General features: G+C 41.4%; 23 protein-coding genes. 11 read left to right on the top strand and 12 right to left on the bottom strand.

Annotation, left to right across the window (positions count from 1 at the left end; translation table 11 throughout):
* Positions 1 to 132: 132 nt before the first annotated feature.
* A complete protein-coding gene (locus tag A9Z07_RS11955; protein WP_004775210.1) occupies positions 133 to 2,181 on the bottom strand; it encodes a site-specific recombinase in 2,049 nt (682 codons plus the stop codon).
* 14 nt (positions 2,182 to 2,195) lie between these two features.
* Positions 2,196 to 3,173 carry an All-trans-nonaprenyl-diphosphate synthase gene (sdsA, locus tag A9Z07_RS11960; RefSeq protein ID WP_069578901.1) on the bottom strand — a complete coding sequence of 326 codons (978 nt, stop codon included), beginning with the start codon at positions 3,171 to 3,173 and terminating at the stop codon, positions 2,196 to 2,198.
* A gap of 448 nt (positions 3,174 to 3,621) precedes the next feature.
* Between sdsA and rplU the strand changes: the two genes are divergently transcribed.
* The 7 genes from rplU (at position 3,622) to A9Z07_RS11995 (ending at position 9,482) form a co-directional block, all read left to right on the top strand.
* Positions 3,622 to 3,933, top strand: a complete 312-nt coding sequence (gene rplU / locus A9Z07_RS11965; RefSeq protein WP_004652230.1) for a 50S ribosomal protein L21 — start codon at positions 3,622 to 3,624, stop codon at positions 3,931 to 3,933.
* Between the two features lie 18 nt (positions 3,934 to 3,951).
* On the top strand, positions 3,952 to 4,206 hold the full coding sequence (gene rpmA / locus A9Z07_RS11970) for a 50S ribosomal protein L27 (protein ID WP_004640422.1): 255 nt from the start codon (positions 3,952 to 3,954) through the stop codon (positions 4,204 to 4,206).
* 278 nt (positions 4,207 to 4,484) lie between these two features.
* Positions 4,485 to 5,189 (top strand): outer membrane lipoprotein chaperone LolA, encoded by a 705-nt coding sequence (gene lolA / locus A9Z07_RS11975; RefSeq protein ID WP_069578902.1) that lies wholly within the window; start codon positions 4,485 to 4,487, stop codon positions 5,187 to 5,189.
* Positions 5,190 to 5,312: 123 nt separating this feature from the next.
* A complete protein-coding gene (locus A9Z07_RS11980; protein ID WP_069578904.1) occupies positions 5,313 to 6,077 on the top strand; it encodes an RsiV family protein in 765 nt (254 codons plus the stop codon).
* A gap of 108 nt (positions 6,078 to 6,185) precedes the next feature.
* On the top strand, positions 6,186 to 7,457 hold the full coding sequence (gene serS, locus A9Z07_RS11985) for a serine--tRNA ligase (protein WP_069578906.1): 1,272 nt from the start codon (positions 6,186 to 6,188) through the stop codon (positions 7,455 to 7,457).
* 67 nt (positions 7,458 to 7,524) lie between these two features.
* Positions 7,525 to 8,898, top strand: coding sequence for a siroheme synthase CysG (gene cysG, locus A9Z07_RS11990; RefSeq protein ID WP_069578908.1), 1,374 nt, complete (start codon positions 7,525 to 7,527; stop codon positions 8,896 to 8,898).
* Positions 8,899 to 9,011: 113 nt separating this feature from the next.
* A complete protein-coding gene (locus tag A9Z07_RS11995; RefSeq protein WP_004669235.1) occupies positions 9,012 to 9,482 on the top strand; it encodes a tRNA (cytidine(34)-2'-O)-methyltransferase in 471 nt (156 codons plus the stop codon).
* Between the two features lie 9 nt (positions 9,483 to 9,491).
* Here the strand turns inward: A9Z07_RS11995 and A9Z07_RS12000 are convergent, their stop codons facing one another.
* The gene (locus A9Z07_RS12000; protein WP_069578909.1) at positions 9,492 to 9,872 is read right to left on the bottom strand and encodes a VOC family protein; all 381 of its coding nucleotides are present in this window, start codon (positions 9,870 to 9,872) and stop codon (positions 9,492 to 9,494) included.
* Positions 9,873 to 9,889: 17 nt separating this feature from the next.
* Positions 9,890 to 10,273 carry a winged helix-turn-helix transcriptional regulator gene (locus A9Z07_RS12005; RefSeq protein WP_005259219.1) on the bottom strand — a complete coding sequence of 128 codons (384 nt, stop codon included), beginning with the start codon at positions 10,271 to 10,273 and terminating at the stop codon, positions 9,890 to 9,892.
* Between the two features lie 117 nt (positions 10,274 to 10,390).
* Between A9Z07_RS12005 and A9Z07_RS12010 the strand changes: the two genes are divergently transcribed.
* A complete protein-coding gene (locus tag A9Z07_RS12010) occupies positions 10,391 to 10,945 on the top strand; it encodes a flavodoxin family protein (RefSeq protein WP_069578911.1) in 555 nt (184 codons plus the stop codon).
* A 59-nt stretch (positions 10,946 to 11,004) separates the two neighbouring features.
* Here the strand turns inward: A9Z07_RS12010 and A9Z07_RS12015 are convergent, their stop codons facing one another.
* The 6 genes from A9Z07_RS12015 to rpoD all read right to left on the bottom strand — a co-directional run bounded on the left by A9Z07_RS12015 (position 11,005) and on the right by rpoD (position 17,565).
* Positions 11,005 to 12,402, bottom strand: a complete 1,398-nt coding sequence (locus A9Z07_RS12015) for an APC family permease (RefSeq protein ID WP_004775199.1) — start codon at positions 12,400 to 12,402, stop codon at positions 11,005 to 11,007.
* A 256-nt stretch (positions 12,403 to 12,658) separates the two neighbouring features.
* Positions 12,659 to 13,843 (bottom strand): iron-containing alcohol dehydrogenase, encoded by a 1,185-nt coding sequence (locus A9Z07_RS12020; RefSeq protein WP_005259214.1) that lies wholly within the window; start codon positions 13,841 to 13,843, stop codon positions 12,659 to 12,661.
* A gap of 1 nt (position 13,844) precedes the next feature.
* Positions 13,845 to 14,378: a hypothetical protein gene (locus A9Z07_RS12025; protein ID WP_004775197.1), complete on the bottom strand. Its 534-nt coding sequence runs from the start codon at positions 14,376 to 14,378 to the stop codon at positions 13,845 to 13,847.
* Positions 14,379 to 14,459: 81 nt separating this feature from the next.
* A complete protein-coding gene (lipB, locus tag A9Z07_RS12030; protein WP_047429560.1) occupies positions 14,460 to 15,113 on the bottom strand; it encodes a lipoyl(octanoyl) transferase LipB in 654 nt (217 codons plus the stop codon).
* Between the two features lie 148 nt (positions 15,114 to 15,261).
* Complete coding sequence (locus A9Z07_RS12035) at positions 15,262 to 15,549, bottom strand: YbeD family protein (protein WP_004775193.1); 288 nt, start codon at positions 15,547 to 15,549, stop codon at positions 15,262 to 15,264.
* 129 nt (positions 15,550 to 15,678) lie between these two features.
* Complete coding sequence (gene rpoD / locus A9Z07_RS12040) at positions 15,679 to 17,565, bottom strand: RNA polymerase sigma factor RpoD (RefSeq protein WP_004775191.1); 1,887 nt, start codon at positions 17,563 to 17,565, stop codon at positions 15,679 to 15,681.
* A 347-nt stretch (positions 17,566 to 17,912) separates the two neighbouring features.
* Between rpoD and A9Z07_RS12045 the strand changes: the two genes are divergently transcribed.
* Both A9Z07_RS12045 and A9Z07_RS12050 read left to right on the top strand, forming a co-directional pair.
* The gene (locus A9Z07_RS12045; protein ID WP_004775189.1) at positions 17,913 to 18,119 is read left to right on the top strand and encodes a PA3496 family putative envelope integrity protein; all 207 of its coding nucleotides are present in this window, start codon (positions 17,913 to 17,915) and stop codon (positions 18,117 to 18,119) included.
* A 76-nt stretch (positions 18,120 to 18,195) separates the two neighbouring features.
* A complete protein-coding gene (locus A9Z07_RS12050) occupies positions 18,196 to 18,720 on the top strand; it encodes a YecA family protein (RefSeq protein WP_005227080.1) in 525 nt (174 codons plus the stop codon).
* A gap of 145 nt (positions 18,721 to 18,865) precedes the next feature.
* Here A9Z07_RS12050 and A9Z07_RS12055 read toward each other — a convergent pair whose 3' ends face one another.
* Entirely contained in the window at positions 18,866 to 19,471 is a 606-nt protein-coding gene (locus tag A9Z07_RS12055) for a LysE family translocator (protein WP_069578913.1), read from the bottom strand.
* Positions 19,472 to 19,573: 102 nt separating this feature from the next.
* Between A9Z07_RS12055 and A9Z07_RS12060 the strand changes: the two genes are divergently transcribed.
* Positions 19,574 to 20,452 (top strand): LysR family transcriptional regulator, encoded by an 879-nt coding sequence (locus A9Z07_RS12060; RefSeq protein ID WP_069578915.1) that lies wholly within the window; start codon positions 19,574 to 19,576, stop codon positions 20,450 to 20,452.
* Between the two features lie 40 nt (positions 20,453 to 20,492).
* Here A9Z07_RS12060 and A9Z07_RS12065 read toward each other — a convergent pair whose 3' ends face one another.
* Positions 20,493 to 21,110 (bottom strand): DedA family protein, encoded by a 618-nt coding sequence (locus A9Z07_RS12065; protein ID WP_069578916.1) that lies wholly within the window; start codon positions 21,108 to 21,110, stop codon positions 20,493 to 20,495.
* Positions 21,111 to 21,230 lie beyond the last annotated feature (120 nt).

Raw genomic sequence — 21,230 nt, forward strand, 5'->3', positions numbered from 1 at the left:
TGAGCAATAATCTCTTGTTTAGCAATCAAGGTTGGAGGAAATCAGTCCATTAAAACTATTTTTGGCGGCTTGATTATATCCAAAAATAGTTCAAATGTTAGACTTGTAGTTTGCTTACTTTTCTGTACAAAGTTAATGAGATGATGAGGTGTTTTTAGGCTGTTCTGCCACTTCAACCGGTTGCTTCGGCGGCCAGAAAAAATCACTTGGTCGGGTCAGGAAGTGAGTCAACACTAATTTAGCCAGTGGTGTCCATTGCGCAAAACGAACACGGCGTGCGCGTAACGCAACAATAATGGTTAAGGTAAAGCTGACAAATAAGTTGGTTAAACCAATCAACATGACGCCGAGGAATGACACGATAATCAGACCGATATCTGGATTGCCAATGGTCATCAAACCCTGAATAAAGTTCGCTGAAGCAAAGGCAATATGGCGGATATCCAAAGGTAAGCCGAGGATAAACCCGATTGTTCCCATACTTCCCAGCATGATCCCGAACAGGAAATTACCCGCCAAGGCACCCAAATTAGTTTCAATATAGCTGGCAAATTTATCTAAGCGTTTTTGCCCCATCCAGCGTTTGAGACGTGGGTGCTGTCGTAGGCGTGGCCCTACTTTGCGGTAGACTGCCAGATTATCAAAATAGCCTGCGATCAGACCTGATAAAAATAGACATACACCTGCAATCGCCGCATGAGGCACTGCTAAAGAAGTGAAGGGGTTGAGACTGTGCAAAAGCTTTGCCGATTTGGCATGGTTAAGTAGCGGCTCACCCAGATTGTATTGCCATAAAAAGGTAATCAGTGCAGCCGTTGGAATCGCAATTGAAATATTACCCAAGATCGCGATGAACTGGGTTCGGATAATATTAATAATCAATGCCGCCAACTCAGCAATCTGGGCGGTTTTACTGCCTTTTTGTTGTTGTACCGTGGTGGCAAGTGCAGCAGCCGTCATCGCTGGCTGTTTGGTAGCAACCGTAAAGTGCAACACATGAATCAGCAAAAAGCCCAGTGAGTAATTCATACTGAACAGGAAGGCTTGCATTAAAGGTGCAAGAACCAAGCGAGCAGTCAAAATTTTAAGCGTTGCCATGGTGGCGATAATCACGCCAGCACCAGCAGCTGCTTTGTACATGCCAAAGAAGCCTGCTTTGTCTGTACTTACATAATGCTCACCGGTTTTACTGGCATTTTCAGTCACCTGTAAGGCAATGAGTTCACTGGTTGAGCTTAATAAATGACGGACACTTTTGCCTTCATAGTGGGCTTTGGTCAAATCGATAATCAATTCGCCAAGTGCGGTATAGCGTGCTTCAGTTTTGCTGGCCAATAGGGTCAGCAGAAGTTCAATTCGATCGAGCGACTGTTCAAGTAAGGACAGGAGATAGGTCAAACTGATACTGACCCCAATTCGCTTGGTCGCACGGCGTATTTTTAACACCACCTCACGACATTGATCCAGCATCACAAAGGCTTGTGATGCATCGGGTGGCGGTAAAACCACAACTGCATCCTGATCTTCGATCTGTTTTTTATATTTTTCAATAAACTCAATGATATCGCGGTTCTGCACCAGAAAAGGCGATTCATATTCGATAATATCGGGCTGAGCATTAATAAACTCAGGATACAAGCCAATTCCACTAATTCGATAAGACAAAACAGTAATGGCTTTGATCAGCTCATTTTTGGAAATCTGTTTTGCAATGGTATTGCTTTGACTTTCAGCCAGTAGATTAAATAAGCTAATCCAGTCCTGATCATCGATCAGATCAAGCCATTCACTATCATTTTCCTGATGGAAGACTTTACCCACTAAGGTTTTGAGTTGTTGTCCATCTTCGACTAAGGGAAGGAAGTGTGCGCCTAAACGTTGCCCTAGCTGATTCCAGAAACCATCTAGTGAAAGAATGCCGCTATCGGCATATAAACTGATCTGTTTGTACTGGCTGATCAGTTTGAGTAAAAAGTTTTGTAGCAGAATTGCTGAAGTCGGGGTGAGTAATAATATTTTGATCAGTGCATGAATACGTTGTTTGACTTCATCCGCATCATTTGGGTTTTCTGGGCGGATACGATTGACCAGTTCAATCAGGAGATTTTCGTCAAGAACAGCTTGAGGTTGGTCAAGCTGTTCCTGCATTTTTAAAAAAAGATCAGATAAAGTTAAATGCATAAGCAGTCAGAAAATTATTGTAGTCGATGTAAAGCCATGAGCGTCAAATTGATCAGTGCTTGGCGATATCCATTATCTGGTAGCGCCTTCAATGCCTCTAAAGCAGCATCTGTTTCTTGCTGAGCACGTTTTTGACAATATTCCAGGCCACCAGAGTGATGAACAATCTCAATCACTTTGTCCAGTTGCTCAACACCACCCGTTGCGATACTGCGACGAATAATCGCATGATCATCACCTGTTGAATGAGCTAATGCTGCAATTAACGGTAAAGTCGGTTTACCTTCCATTAAATCATCACCGATATTTTTACCTAATGTTTCTGCATCAGAGGTGTAATCCAGAATATCATCGATGATTTGAAAGGCATTGCCAAAATGACCTGCGAAGCGGCGTAATGGTTCACGGTATTCTTCAGTACCTGCCAAAATTGCTGCACCTTCGGTCGCAAGTTCGAACAAACGTGATGTTTTGCCGTGAATAATTCTTAAATATGTTTCTTCAGTGGTCTCTGGTTGATGCTGGGATTGAAGTTGTAGCACTTCACCTTCAGCAATTTCGCAAGTACCTGTTGAGAAATCTTTGAGTAGGGTAATGTTATTTAAATCGACCAATAGATCAAACGCACGTGCAATCAGGAAATCACCCACTAAAACGGCAGTCTGATTATTCCATGTCGCGTTAGCGGTTGGGCGACCACGGCGCAGGCTTGATTCATCTACAACATCATCATGTACCAAAGTTGCGGTATGTAGCATTTCAATTACAGCAGCCAGATGCTGTGCTTGTTGCATATTGGCTAAACCACAGGCACGCGCTGCAAGTAAACACATAATTGGACGCATGCGTTTGCCGCCAGCTTCAACAACATGTTTACTGACTGACATGACCAATCCGACTTTAGAGCTAATTCCTTCATTGATCAGGTGATCCATCGCAGCAAAATCTGTCGCAACAGGGGAGAGAATGTCTTGCTTAAAATCGATAACCATATGAAGAAAAACCTCGTATAGATGGGTAATGCTGCCAAGTGTAGCAATTAATCTATGACTAAACTGTTATATAGACTGTGTAATCCGCTATTTAAAACACGATCATGAACTCTTTGATCTTAAATTAGACAGAAATAGGGCTGTTCCCACCAAGTGTCATTACTTTACTCACGACGGTACAAAACACAGTTTGTTATTGTCATAATTTGTTTTAAAAAATGTATTTCAAATTTTGACGGGAATCAATCAAAAAAGTTCGCCATCAATCTAATTGATTTTACTTAAAAATCCAAGCAAGTTATCAATATGTGGGCATTTATGCAAAATAACTTGTTGTTTGAGCAATTTTCACTTAAAATTTGTCCCCTTGTATAACCCCAGTGGCGTTCGTCTTAAGATCGATATGTCCCTTTATCGGCACGACGACACGGGCAAGTTGGAGTACATTATGTACGCAGTAATCCAAAGCGGTGGTAAACAGCACCGTGTTGTTGAGGGTGAAACCCTTAAAGTAGAATTATTGAAAGCTGAAACTGGCGCGACTATTACGTTTGATGACGTATTAATGGTTGTTAACGGTGACAACATTCAAATCGGTGCTCCAGTTGTAGCTGGCGCAAAAGTAACTGCAGAAGTAGTTGGCCATGGTCGTCACGACAAAATCCGCATCATCAAAATGCGTCGTCGTAAACACTACCGTAAGCAACAAGGTCACCGTCAATGGTTTACCGAGTTGAAAATTACTGGTATCGCAGGCTAACACGAGGAGTAAATAGACATGGCAACTAAAAAAGCCGGTGGATCGACGAAGAACGGTCGTGATTCGAATCCTAAGATGTTGGGTGTTAAAGTTTACGGTGGTCAAACTGTAACTGCTGGTAACATCATCGTTCGTCAACGTGGTACTGAGTTCCACGCTGGTGCAAATGTTGGTATGGGCCGTGACCATACTTTATTTGCTACTGCTGACGGCGTAGTAAAATTTGAAGTGAAAGGTCAATTTGGCCGTCGCTATGTAACTGTTGAAGCTTAAGTTTTAATAGTTCAGAAGAACCCGCTTTTAGCGGGTTTTTTTATGGGCGATTTATGGGAAATATTAAAGTTCAGTTAGGCTGGGGACTGAAACAAGAAAATAGGTAAAAAAGTTGCTTTTTGATCCTTACAATCTCTACATAAAGGTCGCAACTTCATACATAATGCAGAACTTTGCGACACGAACTACACAAAACCCGTGCTTTTCTTCATTTTTTTAATGATCAAAAACAGTAAGATGTCGGCATAACAGTAGAAATCTGATAGAAGGTTCTTTTTATGAATTTCGTAAAAAAAATGGCTTATGCTGCAACGTTAAGTGCAATCACACTTGCTCCTGTTGTGAGTAGTCAGGTATTTGCTGCACCTGTCGCGGCATCGGCTCAGCAAGCAACAAACAGTCTGGTTCAACAGTTATCTGGCTTGCAACGTTTCACCGCAGATTTTGAACAAAATACAAAAGTTGCAAACAGCAACGGTAATAAAGCTACACAGAAAAAAGGCTTGACGGCTCAACATATGAATCAGACCTTTAAAGGAACGATGAAAGTTGAACGTCCAGGAAAGTTTTATTGGGAAACTACCAGCCCAGCAAAACAAACCATTGTGACCACAGGTAAAGTGGTGTGGATTTACGATCCTGATTTACAGCAAGCTGTACGTCAAAGTCTGGATGACCAAATTGCCAACACACCTGCATTGTTGTTGTCGGGCAATACCAACCAGATTATGCAGTCTTATCGTGTGACTCAGCCTGATCGTAGCAAACTGTATTACACCTTATATCCAAAACAGGACGATGGGGCATTCCAGAGTTTAACAATTAGTTTTGGTGCCAATAAAGCGCCGAACTTGATGGTATTGCAAGATTCTTTAGGTCAAACGACGTATGTGCGTTTCAGCAATATTAAAGTGAATCAGTCGATTCCGGCCTCGGTGTTTAATTTTACACCGCCTAAGGGCACCGACATTATTGATCAGTAATCACTGAGACCGAGAAAAGCCGCACATGTTGCGGCTTTTTTATGCATGGAAAAGCTGGATACATTTCTTAATTTCATCTCATAGCAAGGCTTTGTATAGTGAAGGAAAACATCTGAGACATGCATAACGATGAATACTTCACAATTATCAAAACTTGTTCCAATTCTCCCTATTCTGGCTGTTGTTGCATTGGCTGGCTGTCAACCTAAACAAGAGCAGAAAGCGACGACAGAAAAAGTGGATATTCCATTGATTCATGCAAAAGTAGTACCAGTCAAACTTCCAAAGCAAAAAGTCTGTCTGGAAGACGGCTGTACCAGTTATGACTTGCAAACGGTTGAAACCAATCAGAAATGGATTGATGAATATTTTGTAAATCGCATGAAAAAAGCTGAACCGAATGCATTTGCAAACCTGACGGATCAGCCTGTTAAGGCGCCTGCGGATGGGGCAGCACAGAATGAGAGCAGTACTTATGTGCGTTTTGTAAGTCAGAACTATAATCTGGCGACATTTGCGATTCAAAGCTACTCTTATTCAGCTGGAGCAGCACATGGTATGTCACATCAGGAGTTTGTGAACTTTGATTTGACCAATAAAAAACATATCACGGTGAGTGAACTGCTTAAACCTGATATGAATACCAAGCTGCGTGATGAACTGTATGCCGCAAATCAGAATTGGCTAGAAGAACATAACATCAAGAAAGAACAATTGCAGGTTAGTGATAACTATTACTATGGCGTGAACGGGATTGTCTTTGTTTACCCGTTGTATGAGCTAGCTTCTTATGCTGAGGTAATGAGTGAATTGACCTTGCCATATTATGCTGCCAAAGAGTTTGTGAAAGCAGAATACTTGCCGAGCTTGCCAAAAGATGCAGGCTAGTTTGAATGCAGCCTCTACATATCGTGTCTAGAGGCTGCACAAGCGCTGTATTTTTTTAGGTTTAAGCCTTACACTATAGCCAGTTTTTTCCTCTATTCATGATTGATTATGATCGACCCAAAATTACTTAGAAATAATATCGAAGCAGTCAATGCTGCTTTGGCAAAACGTGGTATTCAGTTAAATGTGCAAGAATGGGCTGATTTAGAAGCTCGCCGCAAAGATTTGCAATCCAAAGCTGAAAACTTACAAGCAGAGCGTAATGCTGGTGCTAAACAGGTTGGTCAAATCAAAAAATCGGGTGGGGATGCTTCTGAAATTATGGCGCGTATGGCTGCCATTGGTGATGAAATCAAAGCTGCTGAAGTTGCTTTGGCTGAGTTACAAGCTGAACTTGAGCAAAAATCTCTCGCAATTCCAAACTTGCCAGATGAGTCTGTTCCATTTGGTAAAGATGAGAGCGATAACCTTGAAATCTTGAAGTGGGGCATACCACGTCAATTTGATTTCGAGATCAAAGACCATACCGATCTTGGTGAAATGATGGGTGGGCTTGAGTTTGAAACAGCGACCAAATTGACAGGTTCACGTTTTAGCGTATTGAAAGGACCTTTGGCGCGTTTACAACGTGCTTTGACTCAGTTCATGCTCGATACACATACTCTTAAAAATGGTTATACCGAAGCCTATGTACCGTATTTAGTTAACGCTGATACGCTACGTGGTACAGGTCAATTACCAAAGTTTGAAGAAGACTTATTTAAGCTTCAGGGTGAAAAAGAGTATTACCTGATTCCGACTGCAGAAGTACCAATCACCAACTTTGTACGTGATGAAATTATCGATGCGGATCGTTTGCCGCTGAAATATTCTGCACATACGCCATGTTTCCGTAGTGAAGCAGGTTCTTATGGTCGTGATACGCGTGGTTTGATTCGTCAACACCAATTCGACAAAGTTGAAATGGTGCAAATCGTAAAACCAGAGCACTCTATGCAGGCACTTGAAGACTTAACTGCACATGCAGAGGGCATTTTACAGGCATTAGGTTTACCATATCGCAAGATTTTACTCTGTGGTGGTGACATGGGCTTCGGCGCGGTTAAAACTTATGACCTAGAAGTATGGGTACCGAGCCAAGATACCTACCGTGAAATCTCAAGCTGCTCAAATATGGGTGATTTCCAAGCACGTCGTATGAAAGCACGCTACCGTGTTGATCAGAAGAAGATCGAATTGGTGCATACTTTAAATGGCTCTGGCTTGGCAGTTGGTCGTACCTTGCTTGCAGTGATGGAAAACTATCAACGTGCTGATGGTTCAATCGAGATTCCAGAAGTTTTACGTCCATATATGGGTGGTGTTAGCTACATCGACTAAACTTTGCATCGATTTTGTGCATAGTTTTTGCTTTAGCTCAATCAGATTGAAAATATAGAGGCGTCACGTGGAAATTTTCCCAATCTCTTTAAAGTTGCAACAGCAACGTTGTCTGATTGTGGGTGGTGGGCATATTGCCTACCGCAAAGCAAACTTGTTGGTCAAAGCAGGTGCAATTGTTGATGTCATTGCACCTGACATCATTCCTGAATTACATCAGCTTGTTGAGCAATCGACAGGGCAATATATTCAATCGCCTTTCTCTGAAAATGTTCTGGCAACAGCTTATCGCTTAGTGATTGCGGCAACAGATCAGCCTGACGTTAATAAAAGCGTATTTGAACAGTGTGAACAGCGTAATCTGCTGGTGAATAGTGTCGATGATATTCCACATTGTCGTTTCATGGTGCCTGCGATTATTGATCGTTCTCCCTTGGTGATTTCGGTCGCTTCCAATGGCGCATCGCCTGTTTTATCCAGACAGTTACGCACCCAGATTGAAACCATTGTGCCGCATGGGATGGGCAAATTGGCTGAGTTTTCTGGTCAATGGCGCAAGCAAGTCAAAGCCAAAATTGCCAATCCAGATGAACGCCGTATCTTTTGGGAAAACCTGTACGCCAGTCCGCTGAAAGAACAAGTCTTTAATGACAATCTTGATGTTGCCAATGATCTCATTAAACAAGCTTTGACTGAATGGACGGCACCGAAAGGTGAGGTGTATTTGGTCGGCGCGGGGCCAGGTGATCCTGAGCTTTTGACTTTAAAAGCATTGCGTTTAATGCAACAGGCGGATGTGGTGATTTACGACCGTCTCGTATCTGCGCCCATTTTGGACTTATGCCGCCGCGATGCTGAAAAGATTTATGTCGGTAAAGCTCGCTCTAATCATTCGGTTCCACAAGATGGCATCAATGCTTTATTGGTGGAATATGCGCAACAAGGTAAACGTGTATGCCGCTTAAAAGGTGGTGATCCGTTTATTTTTGGTCGTGGTGGTGAAGAGATTCAGGAACTGGTTGAAGCCAATGTGACCTTTCAGGTCGTTCCAGGTATTACCGCAGCTTCGGGTTGTTCAGCGTATGCAGGCATTCCACTCACCCATCGTGATTATGCGCAAAGTGTACGGTTCTTGACAGGACATTTAAAAGAAGGCTCGCCTGAGCTACCGTGGAATGAATTAGTCTATGAAAACCAAACGCTCGTTCTATATATGGGTTTGGTTGGTTTGGAGCGCATTTGTGAGCAATTAATTGCACATGGTCAGCGTCCAACTATGCCAGTGGCTTTAATTTCAAAAGGTACCACACCTGAGCAAAAAGTAGTGGTGGGTACATTGGCGGATATCGCAACTAAGGTATCTGAACATCAGATCGTAGCGCCAACTTTAACCATTATTGGTGAAGTGGTCAGTCTACGTGAACAGTTAAAATGGCAATAAAATCTCTCCTTGCGGAGCTATAACCGCTTCTCATCTCTTTAAAAAAAGAGGGGGGGAGTTCCTCCCTTTTCCAAAGGGAGGTTAGGAGGGATTGTGAAAAGTAGAGAAAATTTGTGATTCATGTCGTCCTATACGAGCCTGAAATTCCAGCGAATACAGGTAATATCATTCGTCTATGTGCCAATACAGGTGCGCAACTACATTTAGTCAAACCTTTGGGTTTTGAGCTGGATGATAAAAAGTTGAAACGTGCAGGTTTGGACTACCACGAATGGGCAAGAATGCAAATTTGGGACAATATCGAGCTTTGCCTTGCTGATTTAAAAGCGAAGGGGGTGGAGCATGTCTTCCCATTGACGACTAAAGGCAGTGCGACACCGCATACCGTCGATCTGAATCGTCCAGTTGCCTTATTGATGGGGCCTGAAACCCGTGGTTTACCTGAACAGGTACGCCTGATGTTTCCGCAAGAGCAGTGGATTCGTTTGCCAATGGCGGAAAACTCAAGAAGCTTGAATCTTTCCAATGCGACAGCCGTGATTGTCTATGAAGCATGGAGACAACAAGGTTTTAAACAACTTTAAGTTCGCAGCTTAGAGATCACCATAAGGGCTTGCAACGACCAGCGTGTAACCATTGAGATCTCTAAACCAGATCTCCCGATGATGTGCATTGGGATTGTATTTAGGGCCTTCTAAAATTTCGACTTGATGGGTTTGTAGTTTTTTTACAATCTCATCAAATCGATTGCTTTCAAACCATAATAAAACGCCGTTGCCAATCAGTCGCTTGGGATCACCAATATGTGGATGTTCATGTGCTTGCCATTGATGCAACTGCAACACCATACGTTGTTCAAACAGTAACTGTTCATATTCTTTGCCGCCATGACCACTTTCTAAGCCAAGTACTGTTTGGTACCACTGACTGGTTTTCTCAACATCTGCAACTGCAATTAAAGGTTGTGGATACATATTCGTACCTCATTGTGTTATTCGATTTCTTGTTCTTGTATCGAATCAAAATGTTGTTGAGCGTAGATGACCTGTTCGATATTACTTTCAGCCCAATCTTTTAATTGATACGCCATTTCTGCAACTTCTAAGCCGAGTGGAGTGAGTGAGTAATCAACCCGAATCGGTGCGGTATTCTGGACTTGCCGTTGAATAAAGCCGTCACGTTCAAGCATTTTGAGCTTCTGAGACAATACTTTAGGCGAAATGCCTTGAATACTTTTTTTTAGTAAATTGAAGTGCTGAGTCTCTCGGGCAAGCACATTGATAATCATTAAAACCCATTTATCTGCAATTTTTTCGAAAAATAAACGTGCAGGACAATGTTGTTGATAAATATCATATTTTAATGCTTGATTCATTTTAAAACCCTCAACTTTTTCAACTGACTATCCCTAGTTACCAAATGGTAACTAATTGACACCTAGTTTCTAAAATATATCATTAAATCGAACTTTTTAAAAATTCTGGATAAATCCATGACAAAAATTGCGGTTGTATATTTCTCTGGCTATGGTCATACCAAAGTGATTGCTGAAACCTTTGCGGGTGTAATTGATGCCTCTCTGATTGAAATTGATCAGAATGGTGAGATTACTGAACAAGACTGGCAAACGCTTAATGACGCACAAGGTATTGTTTTTGGTGCACCAACCTATATGGCAGCAACGCCATGGCAGTTTAAGAAATTTGCTGATGCATCTTCTAAAATCTGGTTTACCCGCGGCTGGCAAGATAAGGTGTTTGCTGGCTTTACCAACAGTGCGAGTTTGAATGGTGATAAGCAAGTCACCTTAATCCAGTTACAAACTTTGGCATCACAGCACGGTGGAATTTGGGTGAGCTTGGGCTTGTTGCCAGCCAATACCAAAGCGGCTAAGCGCGAGGATATCAATAATTTGGGTGGTTCAGTTGGTCTGTTGGTTCAGTCACCGTCAGATGCGAGTACCGATGAAATTCCCACAGGTGATTTAGAGACTGCGAAGCTTTACGCTCAACGTGTGAAAGCAATTGTTGAAAAGTTGCATGGCTAAAATGAAAGATAATAAAAAAGGCGCATTCAACGCCTTTTTTATTTTAAATCGGATGAAGATTAGTGCTTGTCATCAAATTCATTATGTTGTGGTGCGTTGTATTTAAAGCCTTTGGTTTTATAACCCAAGTATAAAATACCAAACATTGCCCACCATAAACCGAACTTCAATGCCGACTCTTCAATTTCAAGCCACATTGCAAAGATGCTGATGAAGCCAAGCAAAGGAATAATTACAAAGCTGATAATGTCTTTCAGGTTTTTAGTTCGGCCATCTCGTAATGCATATCGAGAAATAACAGACAGGTTTACAAAGGTAAATGCTGTCAGTGCACCAAAGCTAATCATTGAAATAACAATATCCAGATCCATAAAGCCCGCAGTCAATGCGACTAAACCGACAATGATAATGTTATACGACGGTGTAAAAGTCTTCGGGCTAATATGACCGAAAATCTTCTTGTTGATCACGCCGTCTCGACCCATCACGTACATTAAGCGAGAAACGCCTGCATGTGCAGAAATCCCTGACGCCATGACCGTTACAATTGCAAAAGCAAGTACGTAAGACTGGAATAATGAACCGCCGACCAAAAGCAGAATCTCAGGTTGAGTTTCAGCGATATTGGTGAAATACGACTTAGGATCATTCGGGAAGTAAATCTGCATAAAGTAGGTGCTAATAATGAAAATAACACCAGCAAATAATGCAGTCAGAAAAATCGCTTTCGGTAAGGTTTTTTCTGTATCTTTGGTTTCTTCTGCCAGAGAGCTGAGAGAGTCAAAACCTGTAAATGAGAAGCAGAGTAGGGTTGCACCTGTAATTAATGCACCAACCGAGGTTAGTTCATTCCAGAAGGGTTCCATACTCCATAACTGATAGCGGGTTTCAGCCGTAATCGCGCCATCCGCATTGATCCCCATTTGCAATTTGTCATAAACCAGATAGGTAAATGTCGCAATCACAATCAACTGTACCAGTACAATCCAGCTATTAAAGTTGGCGACAAAACGGGCACCACGTAAGTTGATCCCTGTCATAAATGCGGTGAGCACAACCACCCAGACCCAATGATTCACCGTTGGGAATAAGGCTTCAAGATAAATCACCGCCAAGATAATATTGACCATCGGGGAAAGTAAATAATCCAGCCAAGATGACCAACCCACCATGAAACCTACATTGGGATGAATTGATTTTTGTGCATAGGTATAAGCCGATCCTGATGATGGGTATCGACGAATCATGTGACCATAACTGATTGAAGTAAATAAGATTGCAATCAGGGCAACAATATAGGAGGTCGGAACATGGTGATGACTTTCTTCCGAAACCAATCCGAAAGTGTCAAACAAAGTCATGGGTTGGATGTAAGCTAAACCAATAATGATAATGTGCCAAAGACCCAGTGTCTTTTGCAGCTTAGCTACCGATGGAGTCCCAGAGATATTTGTCAACGGCGTTATCCTCATAATCGTTGATCAAGGATCAGCTATGGTTTAAGGATCATTTGAGACGAAATGATCCCCCCTACAGAAAAAACGAAGTGCGCCAATCTATCGTAAAACGCTATAAATTGGCAGTACTTTTACACTTTTTTTAGCAACTTTTTTGCCAAAAGGGTAAACAAAAAGATGAATAAAGATTCACTGAAATAAAATAAAGCCTCAAAATTGAGGCTTTATTCCAATTAAAATCATTTAATTCAATGTATTACCATGCTTTTTGCAGGATTGCACGAATATCTTGCAGGTTTGCTTCTTTTGGATTGTAAATGATTGAGCCATCATTCAATGCCTTTTCAGCCACTTCATCCAGTTGTGCTTCGGTGACTTTACCAGTTTCACGTAAGGTACGTGGTAACTTGGTTAGGCTAAATAAGCGGTCACGCATGGCAAGAACCGTCGCAATGGCTTTATCTGCACGGAGATTAGCTGGTGTTTGTGCATAAATATCTGCACCTGCAAGTGGAAGCAGTAATTCGCCAATCTTGTCGCCATTGATCTCTTTGTTATATTCGAGCACGTATGGCAAGAATAAGTTCATGCACAATCCATGCGGCAGATGAGCAACGGCACCAAGCGCATGACCCAGTGAATGGACTAAACCGACCATTGAATTTGAGAAGGCGATCCCAGCCATTGTTGATGCTTGAGCAAGCTCTAGACGACCTTGTGCATCGCTAGGATTGTCTAAAACTTTAAACAGGTTTTCGCTGATCTTTTTAATCCCTGCGCTTGCATAGGCATCACTAAGTGGATTGGCTGCCAAACAGGTATAGGCTTCAACACAGTGCGTCAGTGCATCCATACCTGTCATGGCTGTCAAATGCGGTGGCAAGGTTTGGGTCATGCGTGGATCGAGAATCGCAGCATGCGGCATCAAATAATAAGAGGCAAAAGCCAGTTTTACATTGCGTTGCGTATCAGAAACCACAGCCACCATGGTCACTTCTGAACCTGTACCAGAAGTGGTTGGAATCACGAAGAATGGTTTTAGTGGTTTTGGCAGGTTGTGCGCACCTGAATATTGCAAAAGGTCATCGCCACCTTCAGATACCAAGATGTTGGTTGCTTTAGAGGTATCAATGACTGAACCACCACCAATCGCAATGATCGCATCACATTTTTGCTTGCGATACAGTTCAGCAGCGAGACGAACCACTTCCAAACTTGAATCGGGTGGTACATCATCAAAAATCGCACCAATTACTGCATCGGTTGTACTGAAAGCAGCTTCAATTGGGCTGAGTAAACCATTGGCACGCACGCCTTTATCGGTAATGATCATTGGGCGTTTTGCGCCTAAAGTCGCTAATTCAAAAGGGATGTGCTCTAACGCAGCGTTACCAGCAATGACTTTTACTGGACAGAAAAACTCGTAATAAGGCTTAGCCATGTTATGCGCTCCGTTTCAGATATGATTTTGCGACTTTAAGATAAATATTTTTTGCACCTGCGAATTTTTCTTTTAATGTCAATTCAGCAGGGTAGCGTTTCACAGCAAGTGAAGCGATCAATTTGGGTAGGATCAAAGCTTCCATTTTATTCAGGCAACGCACTAAACGAATGGCGCTGGAGACATCACCATCAGCGATCATACGGTCATTGGCAAAGGCTTGAGCTGTACTTTCCTGAAATGAAAATACCAGAAAGGCATGGGTCAGATGTTTGAAAGTAATGGTTAAATCTGGCTTGCCTTTGTAGTTTGGCAGAAGCTCTAATTGTTTTTCTTCGGTCACTCGAGCAATGAATGCAGGCCCATTTGGAAAAACATTCATTGAAAGGATAAAACCAACAGGAAACTTGGACACTTCCTCTTGTACTTCACGATCCACTTGGCTTGCCATCACGAGGCCACGACCCACGACATCCATCATGAGTTTGACATAGGCAAATTGCAAAGTGGGCTTCACTGCTTTGGTTGAAATCACTTGCTCATCCCTTATTAAAATTATGCAAAAGCTAATTTAGAGCTTTTACTCTAATTTATTTTATCGGGATTGAAAAGTAAATTATTCAGATTTGACTACAAGGTCATTAAACAAATCGGTATTTTTTAAATAAGCAATGAAAGTATCACAGAGCTGTTCAAAGCTTGGATAATCTTCAAGTAAGTCTTGCAGGCGCACCATTTCTAAACCTGCATAGCCACATGGGTTAATGGTTTGAAAGCCTGTTAAGTCACAGTCAATATTGAGCGCAAGACCATGATAGCTACGACCACGGCGAATCTTAAAGCCTAGTGAACCGATTTTTCGTCCATCCACATAAACTCCAGGTGCATCGGGTTTGGCGTAGGCATCGATATTGTACTGTTTGAGCAAGTCAATCATGGCTTGCTCGGCAAAGCTCACCAAAGTACGGACATGCCATTTCAAGCGATTGAGATCTAATAGGAAATAAGCAACCAGTTGGCCTTTGCCATGCCAAGTCACTTGACCGCCACGATCTGTATGAACAATTGGCAGATTACTGTGCATGAGGATGTGTTCGGCTTTGCCTGCTTGACCTTGAGTCAAAACATCCTGATGTTGTAATAACCAGACTTCATCAGGGGTGTTTTCATCACGATGGGTTGTGAAGTCTTTCATGGCTTCAAAACGAGTCGTGTAATCTTGTAGATCATTGAAACAACGAATGATTAAGCTTGGTTTTACAGCACTCATTACAACAGAATTTCCTTTGCAATTTTTAATGGGTCAGTGGCGTAATTATGTAATGATTTTGAGAAGATAAATAGCGATTTATCAACAGGAAGAAGATTATTTTTACGCAAAAAAAATCCAAAACACTTTCGCATTTTGGATTTCTCTATTAAAGCGCTGTCTTGATTAAAGGACAGGCTGCAAGATCAGCATATAACGCATGAACTTGTTCCAGCTCTTCAAAGCGTAATTGGGCTGTTAAAGAGTGGTATTTACCTGTACGTGAAGGCTGAACTTTTACTGAGTTACCATCAAATTCAGGGAAGTGCTTCTGCAAAATATCAACAACAGCGACTCGAAGTTCATCCCCTGCATTACCAATCAATTTGATTGGATAGTCCATTGGGAAGACCCAAAGATGTTCTTGTAATTCACGAGAAGGAGTGCGGTCTAACATGAGCAACCTCTTAATTTGAAACGCCTGCATCAGTGCAGGCGCTTTTGATCTAATACATAGATGGGGATGAAGTATTGAACTTCAAGTCTTGAATAAGGGCTTTAACCCTCACTCAAGATGTCCCAAAGATTAGTCGTTTTCCAAGAATGAACGTAAGTGTTCAGAACGAGAAGGGTGGCGAAGCTTACGTAATGCTTTCGCTTCAATCTGACGAATACGTTCACGCGTAACGTCAAACTGTTTACCTACTTCTTCTAAAGTATGATCGGTTGGCATGTCGATACCAAAACGCATTTTCAATACTTTCGCTTCACGTTCAGTCAAGTTTTCAAGCACTTCACGCGTCGCTTCTTTCAAGCCTTCCGAGGTCGCAGCATCTACTGGAGAAGTGATGTTTGAGTCCTCAATGAAGTCACCAAGATGCGAATCTTCATCATCACCGATCGGTGTTTCCATCGAAATCGGTTCTTTTGCGATTTTAAGTACTTTACGAACCTTAACTTCGTCCATTTCCAGACGTTCACCTAATTCTTCAGGTGTAGGCTCACGGCCCATTTCTTGAAGTAGCTGACGCGACACACGGTTGATCTTGTTGATCGTTTCAATCATGTGTACTGGAATACGAATGGTACGTGCCTGATCCGCAATCGAACGGGTAATCGCCTGACGAATCCACCAAGTTGCATAAGTCGAGAATTTATAACCACGACGATATTCAAACTTGTCTACGGCTTTCATCAAACCGATGTTACCTTCTTGAATAAGATCGAGGAACTGTAAGCCACGGTTGGTATATTTTTTCGCAATCGAAATTACCAAACGCAAGTTGGCCTCAACCATTTCTTTTTTGGCACGGCGTGCTTTCGCTTCGCCCACAGCCATACGCTTAGAAATCTCTTTGATGTCTTTAACGTTTAAGCCAAGGTCTTTCTCGATATCGGCAATCTTTTGCTGGAATGCCAATACGTCTGGACGTACTTTTTCCAAATGTGCTTTGGTTTCAGCAGGTGCTTTTGCAATTTGTTCGTCTAACCATGCAGGATTTGATTCTTGCTCTGGGAAGGTGGTACGGAACTGGTTACGGTCCATACGGCCACGACGCACTGCATAACGCATGATTTCACGTTCATTTGAACGAATTTGTTCATGTGTACCACGAATCATTTCTGAAATGATTTCAAACAGACGTGGCGTAAATTTGAACATCATGAACACAGCAGCAAGCGCTTCAAGTGCTGCTTTCGCTTCTTCACTGTTACGACCGTGTTTTGCCACAACTGTTTTTGTTTCGTTCCAAGCCGCTTCTAATTCTGAGAAACGAACTTTAGCAACTTCTGGGTCTGGACCTGAATCACCTTCAGAGTCATCATCACCTTCAGATTCTTCTTCTTCGTCATCATCATCAAGTTTGACGTCTTTGGCTTTAGAAGAATCTTTCTCTTCATCTTCTTCTTCAATCTCAGCTTCTTCCAGAACTTCTGGAATTTCTTCGTCAGTTTCCGGATCTAAATAGCCAGAAAGAATATCGGCAAGACGACGTTCGCCAGTTAAAAAATCATTATATTCTTGTAAAACAACTTCAACAGCATTTGGCCAGTAAGCAATCGAATGTAAAACGTCACGAATACCTTCTTCGATGCGTTTTGCAATGCTAATTTCGCCTTCACGTGTAAGAAGTTCAACTGTACCCATTTCACGCATATACATACGTACAGGGTCAGTGGTACGACCAGGCTCACTTTCAACCGATGCTAATACGGCAGCAGCTTCTTCTTCGGCAACTTCGTCAGCAGCTTCAGTTGATTCACCAAACATGGTGTCATCAGTTTCTGGCGCACGTTCATGCACTGGAATACCAACGTCTTGAAGCATCTGGATGATGTCTTCAATCTGCTCACTTTCCGTAATTGAGTCTGGTAGATGATCGTTAACCTCAGCGTAAGTTAAATAACCTTGCTCTTTGCCTCGGCTAATCAGAGCCGCTACTTGCGAAGTAGGGGAATTCATATCGCTCATCTTTGCTTACTCTTTTGTTGAATCTGTGGCGGTGAAAAACCGTGCATGATAGCACAATTCACGATGAATGTTTTGGATTTGATCCGTTTGCTCTAAATAAAAAATAGATTTGATTTCACGTTTGTTCATTGAATATGGGGTTAAGTCATAATTTTTCAAGCGTAATTCCTGTTTAAAGAACTTTTTTCATTGTTGATGTCCCTGGATTATAAATACACAAAAAAACTGCCGAAAAAAAGTACAAAACACGGTTTTATGGTAAAAAAAACAAATAAAACTTGACAAGGTGGGCCAAGACCGATAAATAGCGGCTAGACCCATTAACATTTTTTCATTAGAGGTACTTAGTGTCTTCTACAGATTTTGAACTAGATGATGATAACTACGGTGAAGATGATGTTGGTTTTGATGAGTCATCAGGAAAAATCAGCGCTAAAGAATCATTAGAAAAGCGCCGTTTAATTGATGACCTTTTAGCTCAACGTCGTTTAGAACGAGAATTAAAAGATTTTGACTATGATTTCGACGATGATGACCTTGACGACGAAGACTAAGCGAAATTGCTAAGACTTCACGCCCGAAAATGTTATGCTGTTGCCGATGTATTTTTAAAATTGGATTAAACAAAGAATGAGCACGTTAGATTTAGACTTATTGAGTAATTATCTTGACGGTGATCAAAACGAATACGGTCTAGATTTTGCAGCGACTCATGGCTTTTTGTGTGCAATTGCCGTTGGTCCACAATTTGATCGTTGGTTAGATGAACTTTTCGAAGGTAACCATAAAAAACTTCCTGCTGAAGTACTTGAGCAGGTGAAGCTTTGGTTGGAATCTATTCGTCAGGATTTAGCCAATGAAAATGGAATCGAGTTTCCATTTGAAATCGAAGAAGCTGATGTTGAGTCAAGCTTAGGCGATTGGAGTGTTGGTTTTGTTGATGCAATGTTCCTCAATGAAGATGCATGGTTTGCGCCTGAATTTGAAGAACAGTTGATTGACTTAACTTTACCAATCATGGTCTTTAGCGGAATTGATGAAGAAGATCCACAAATGGAATCTTTCCGCCGTAATGGTCAGCTAATGGATGAATTGGCAGAAGAAATTCCTGAAAACTTAAATGAACTCTATTTGATGTATCATACGCCAGCGTAATGCTACATCTGGCGCAGCTTAAAAAAAGTTGCCCTAGAAAAAATAAATATGAAAACGTCCCTAGAGGACGTTTTTTTATCGGTGGATTTTTATGATTAAAATCACATCAGGGTATTTATATTACAATGATTATTATTATAAGACGTTAAAATGTGGCAAGAAATAAACTAAGCCCTAATCCACTGAGTACAGCACCAATCACACGATTAATGATTATTTGCTTGGATAAAATCTTATTTCGAATCACTGGGGTAGCACAAAAAATGGCAATCATGCAAAACCATGCAAGGTGACTTGCAGAAATAAAAAGTCCATAGCCAAGAAGTGTCATATTGCTATTTTCGGTGCTGATGAGTTGAGAATAAATACTCATGACAAATAATGTGGTTTTAGGATTTAGACTATTGGTGAAAAAGCCATGTTTAAATGCTTGCCAGCGGGTCAGATCAATATTTTTGTCATTCAATCTAACTGGCGCTTGAGTGAATATCTTATAGCCAATATAAATCAGGTAGGTCGCTCCAATATACTGGATAATATGAATTAAACTGGGAATATGATGCTGCAAAAACGTTAATCCAATCACGCTATATGCAACATGCACCCAGACACCACAAGCAATACCATAAGCAGTGCAGAGTCCCAAAGATCGACCATAAAGATAACTATTTCGGCTTACGAGGGCAAAATCTGCACCTGGACTAATAACGGCTAATAAGGTAACCAACCCTACCGTGATTATTTCATTCACTCATCTATTCCTAAGCTAATCATTTTAATAATTTCTATATTTTTCATATTCTTGTTATATTTAAAAACGAAATTAATTCCTGTCTATGCATGAGTTTTTGGAATGATTGAGCGTTTATCTTTGAATTCTCTTAAGTTTTTTTATTATGTTGCTCGTTATGAAAGCATGACGATTGCCGCAGAACGCTTATTTGTGACACAAGGTGCGGTGAGTAAGCAGCTTAAAAGTCTGGAAGATATGCTCGGTTTTGCTTTATTTATTCGGGAAGCACGAAAATTACGATTAACCCAACAAGGTGAGATTTTATTTGATTGTTGCCAGCAAGTGTTCCAGCAGCTTGATCAATGCTTATTACAATTACAACAACAGACGGAAATAAAAAAGAATCTTGTGTTGTCTTGCGAGCCGACGATTGCAATGAAATGGCTGATTCCTCGTTTAGCGCAATTTAAACAGCTTTATCCTGAGTTTGAGGTCAGTCTGTTAACTGCGGGAGGAGAGGTCGATTTTAGGGCGCAAAATATTGACTTGGCTTTACGGAGAGATGATTTTGATTGGGGCACTGCGGTCTACAGTGAAAAAATTGCAGATGAGCAGATGCTCTATGTAAAAGCTAAGCATGCACAGTCTACGGGAAATCAGGTATTTATTTCCAAGTCTAGGCCTCAATTGTGGCAACAATTTAAGCGTCATCATCAAGCGCAACTCAAGGAGATGAAAGCTGTTTCTCTTGAGCATTTTTATTTATGTATTGAAGCTTGTCTGGCAGGGCTGGGAACAACTGTTGTTTCGGCTTATATGGTTGAAAGAGAACTTAAATATCATTTGCTGGAACAGGTGGCCTCTGGTTATGCCGATGGTTCATCTTACTATCTTTTATCAGCCCAACCGTTTGAAGAGGATGTTCGAAAGCTATTGTTGAGAGATTGGCTAAGAGACGAAATGCAGCAAAGCCAGTTATGGTTGGCTACTTTAAATTAGTGATCTTGAGAATTGTCGATTGAATACCGTAGGGTTTGGATTATTGATTGGATTTGTTGAGATAAAATTTCTTAATCGCCCACCACAACAGATACAGAATAACGATCGCTAAAATGATGATGCTGATACGTTGCATGATCAAGCTCATCAATGCTTGATTCTGACTAAAATGAAAACCTAAATAAGCCAGAAAGCTGGTCCAGATTAAGGTGCCTGCAATGCTATAAAACATAAACTTTGCAAAAGGCATTTTACTCATGCCTGCCGGAATACTAATCAAAGACCGTACCGCAGGAATCATTCTGCCAAAAAAGACAATACGATGCCCATGCTTGTTGAACCAGTCTAGTGCTTTTTCTAAATCAGAAACTTGAATACGTAAATATTTGCCGTAGCGTTCGGTTAGATTAAACAAGCGTTGCTGAGGAACTTTTCGTCCTATCCAATACAACAGCATCGCTGCCAGAATTGAACCTGCACTGCCAGCCATAATTACACCGATGAGAGTGAGTTCACCTTTCGATGCTGTGTAGCCCGCTGAGGGCATAATAATTTCTGAAGGAATAGGCGGGAAAACGTTATCCAGAAACATTAAAAATGCGATGCCTAAATATCCCAGTTTCTCCATGATAGATAGAACCCATTGTTCCAGTCCCATAACGCCCTTATATGATTCATTTGATTGTTGTTTTTAGCATAGTTGTGCTTGTTGTAATGCTCAAGCAGCGAATCGTTACATCATTTTATCATTGTCATAAAAAAGCCATAGTTTAACTAT

Source organism: Acinetobacter sp. YK3 (assembly GCF_001729365.1).
GTDB classification, from domain to species: Bacteria; Pseudomonadota; Gammaproteobacteria; order Pseudomonadales; family Moraxellaceae; genus Acinetobacter; species Acinetobacter vivianii.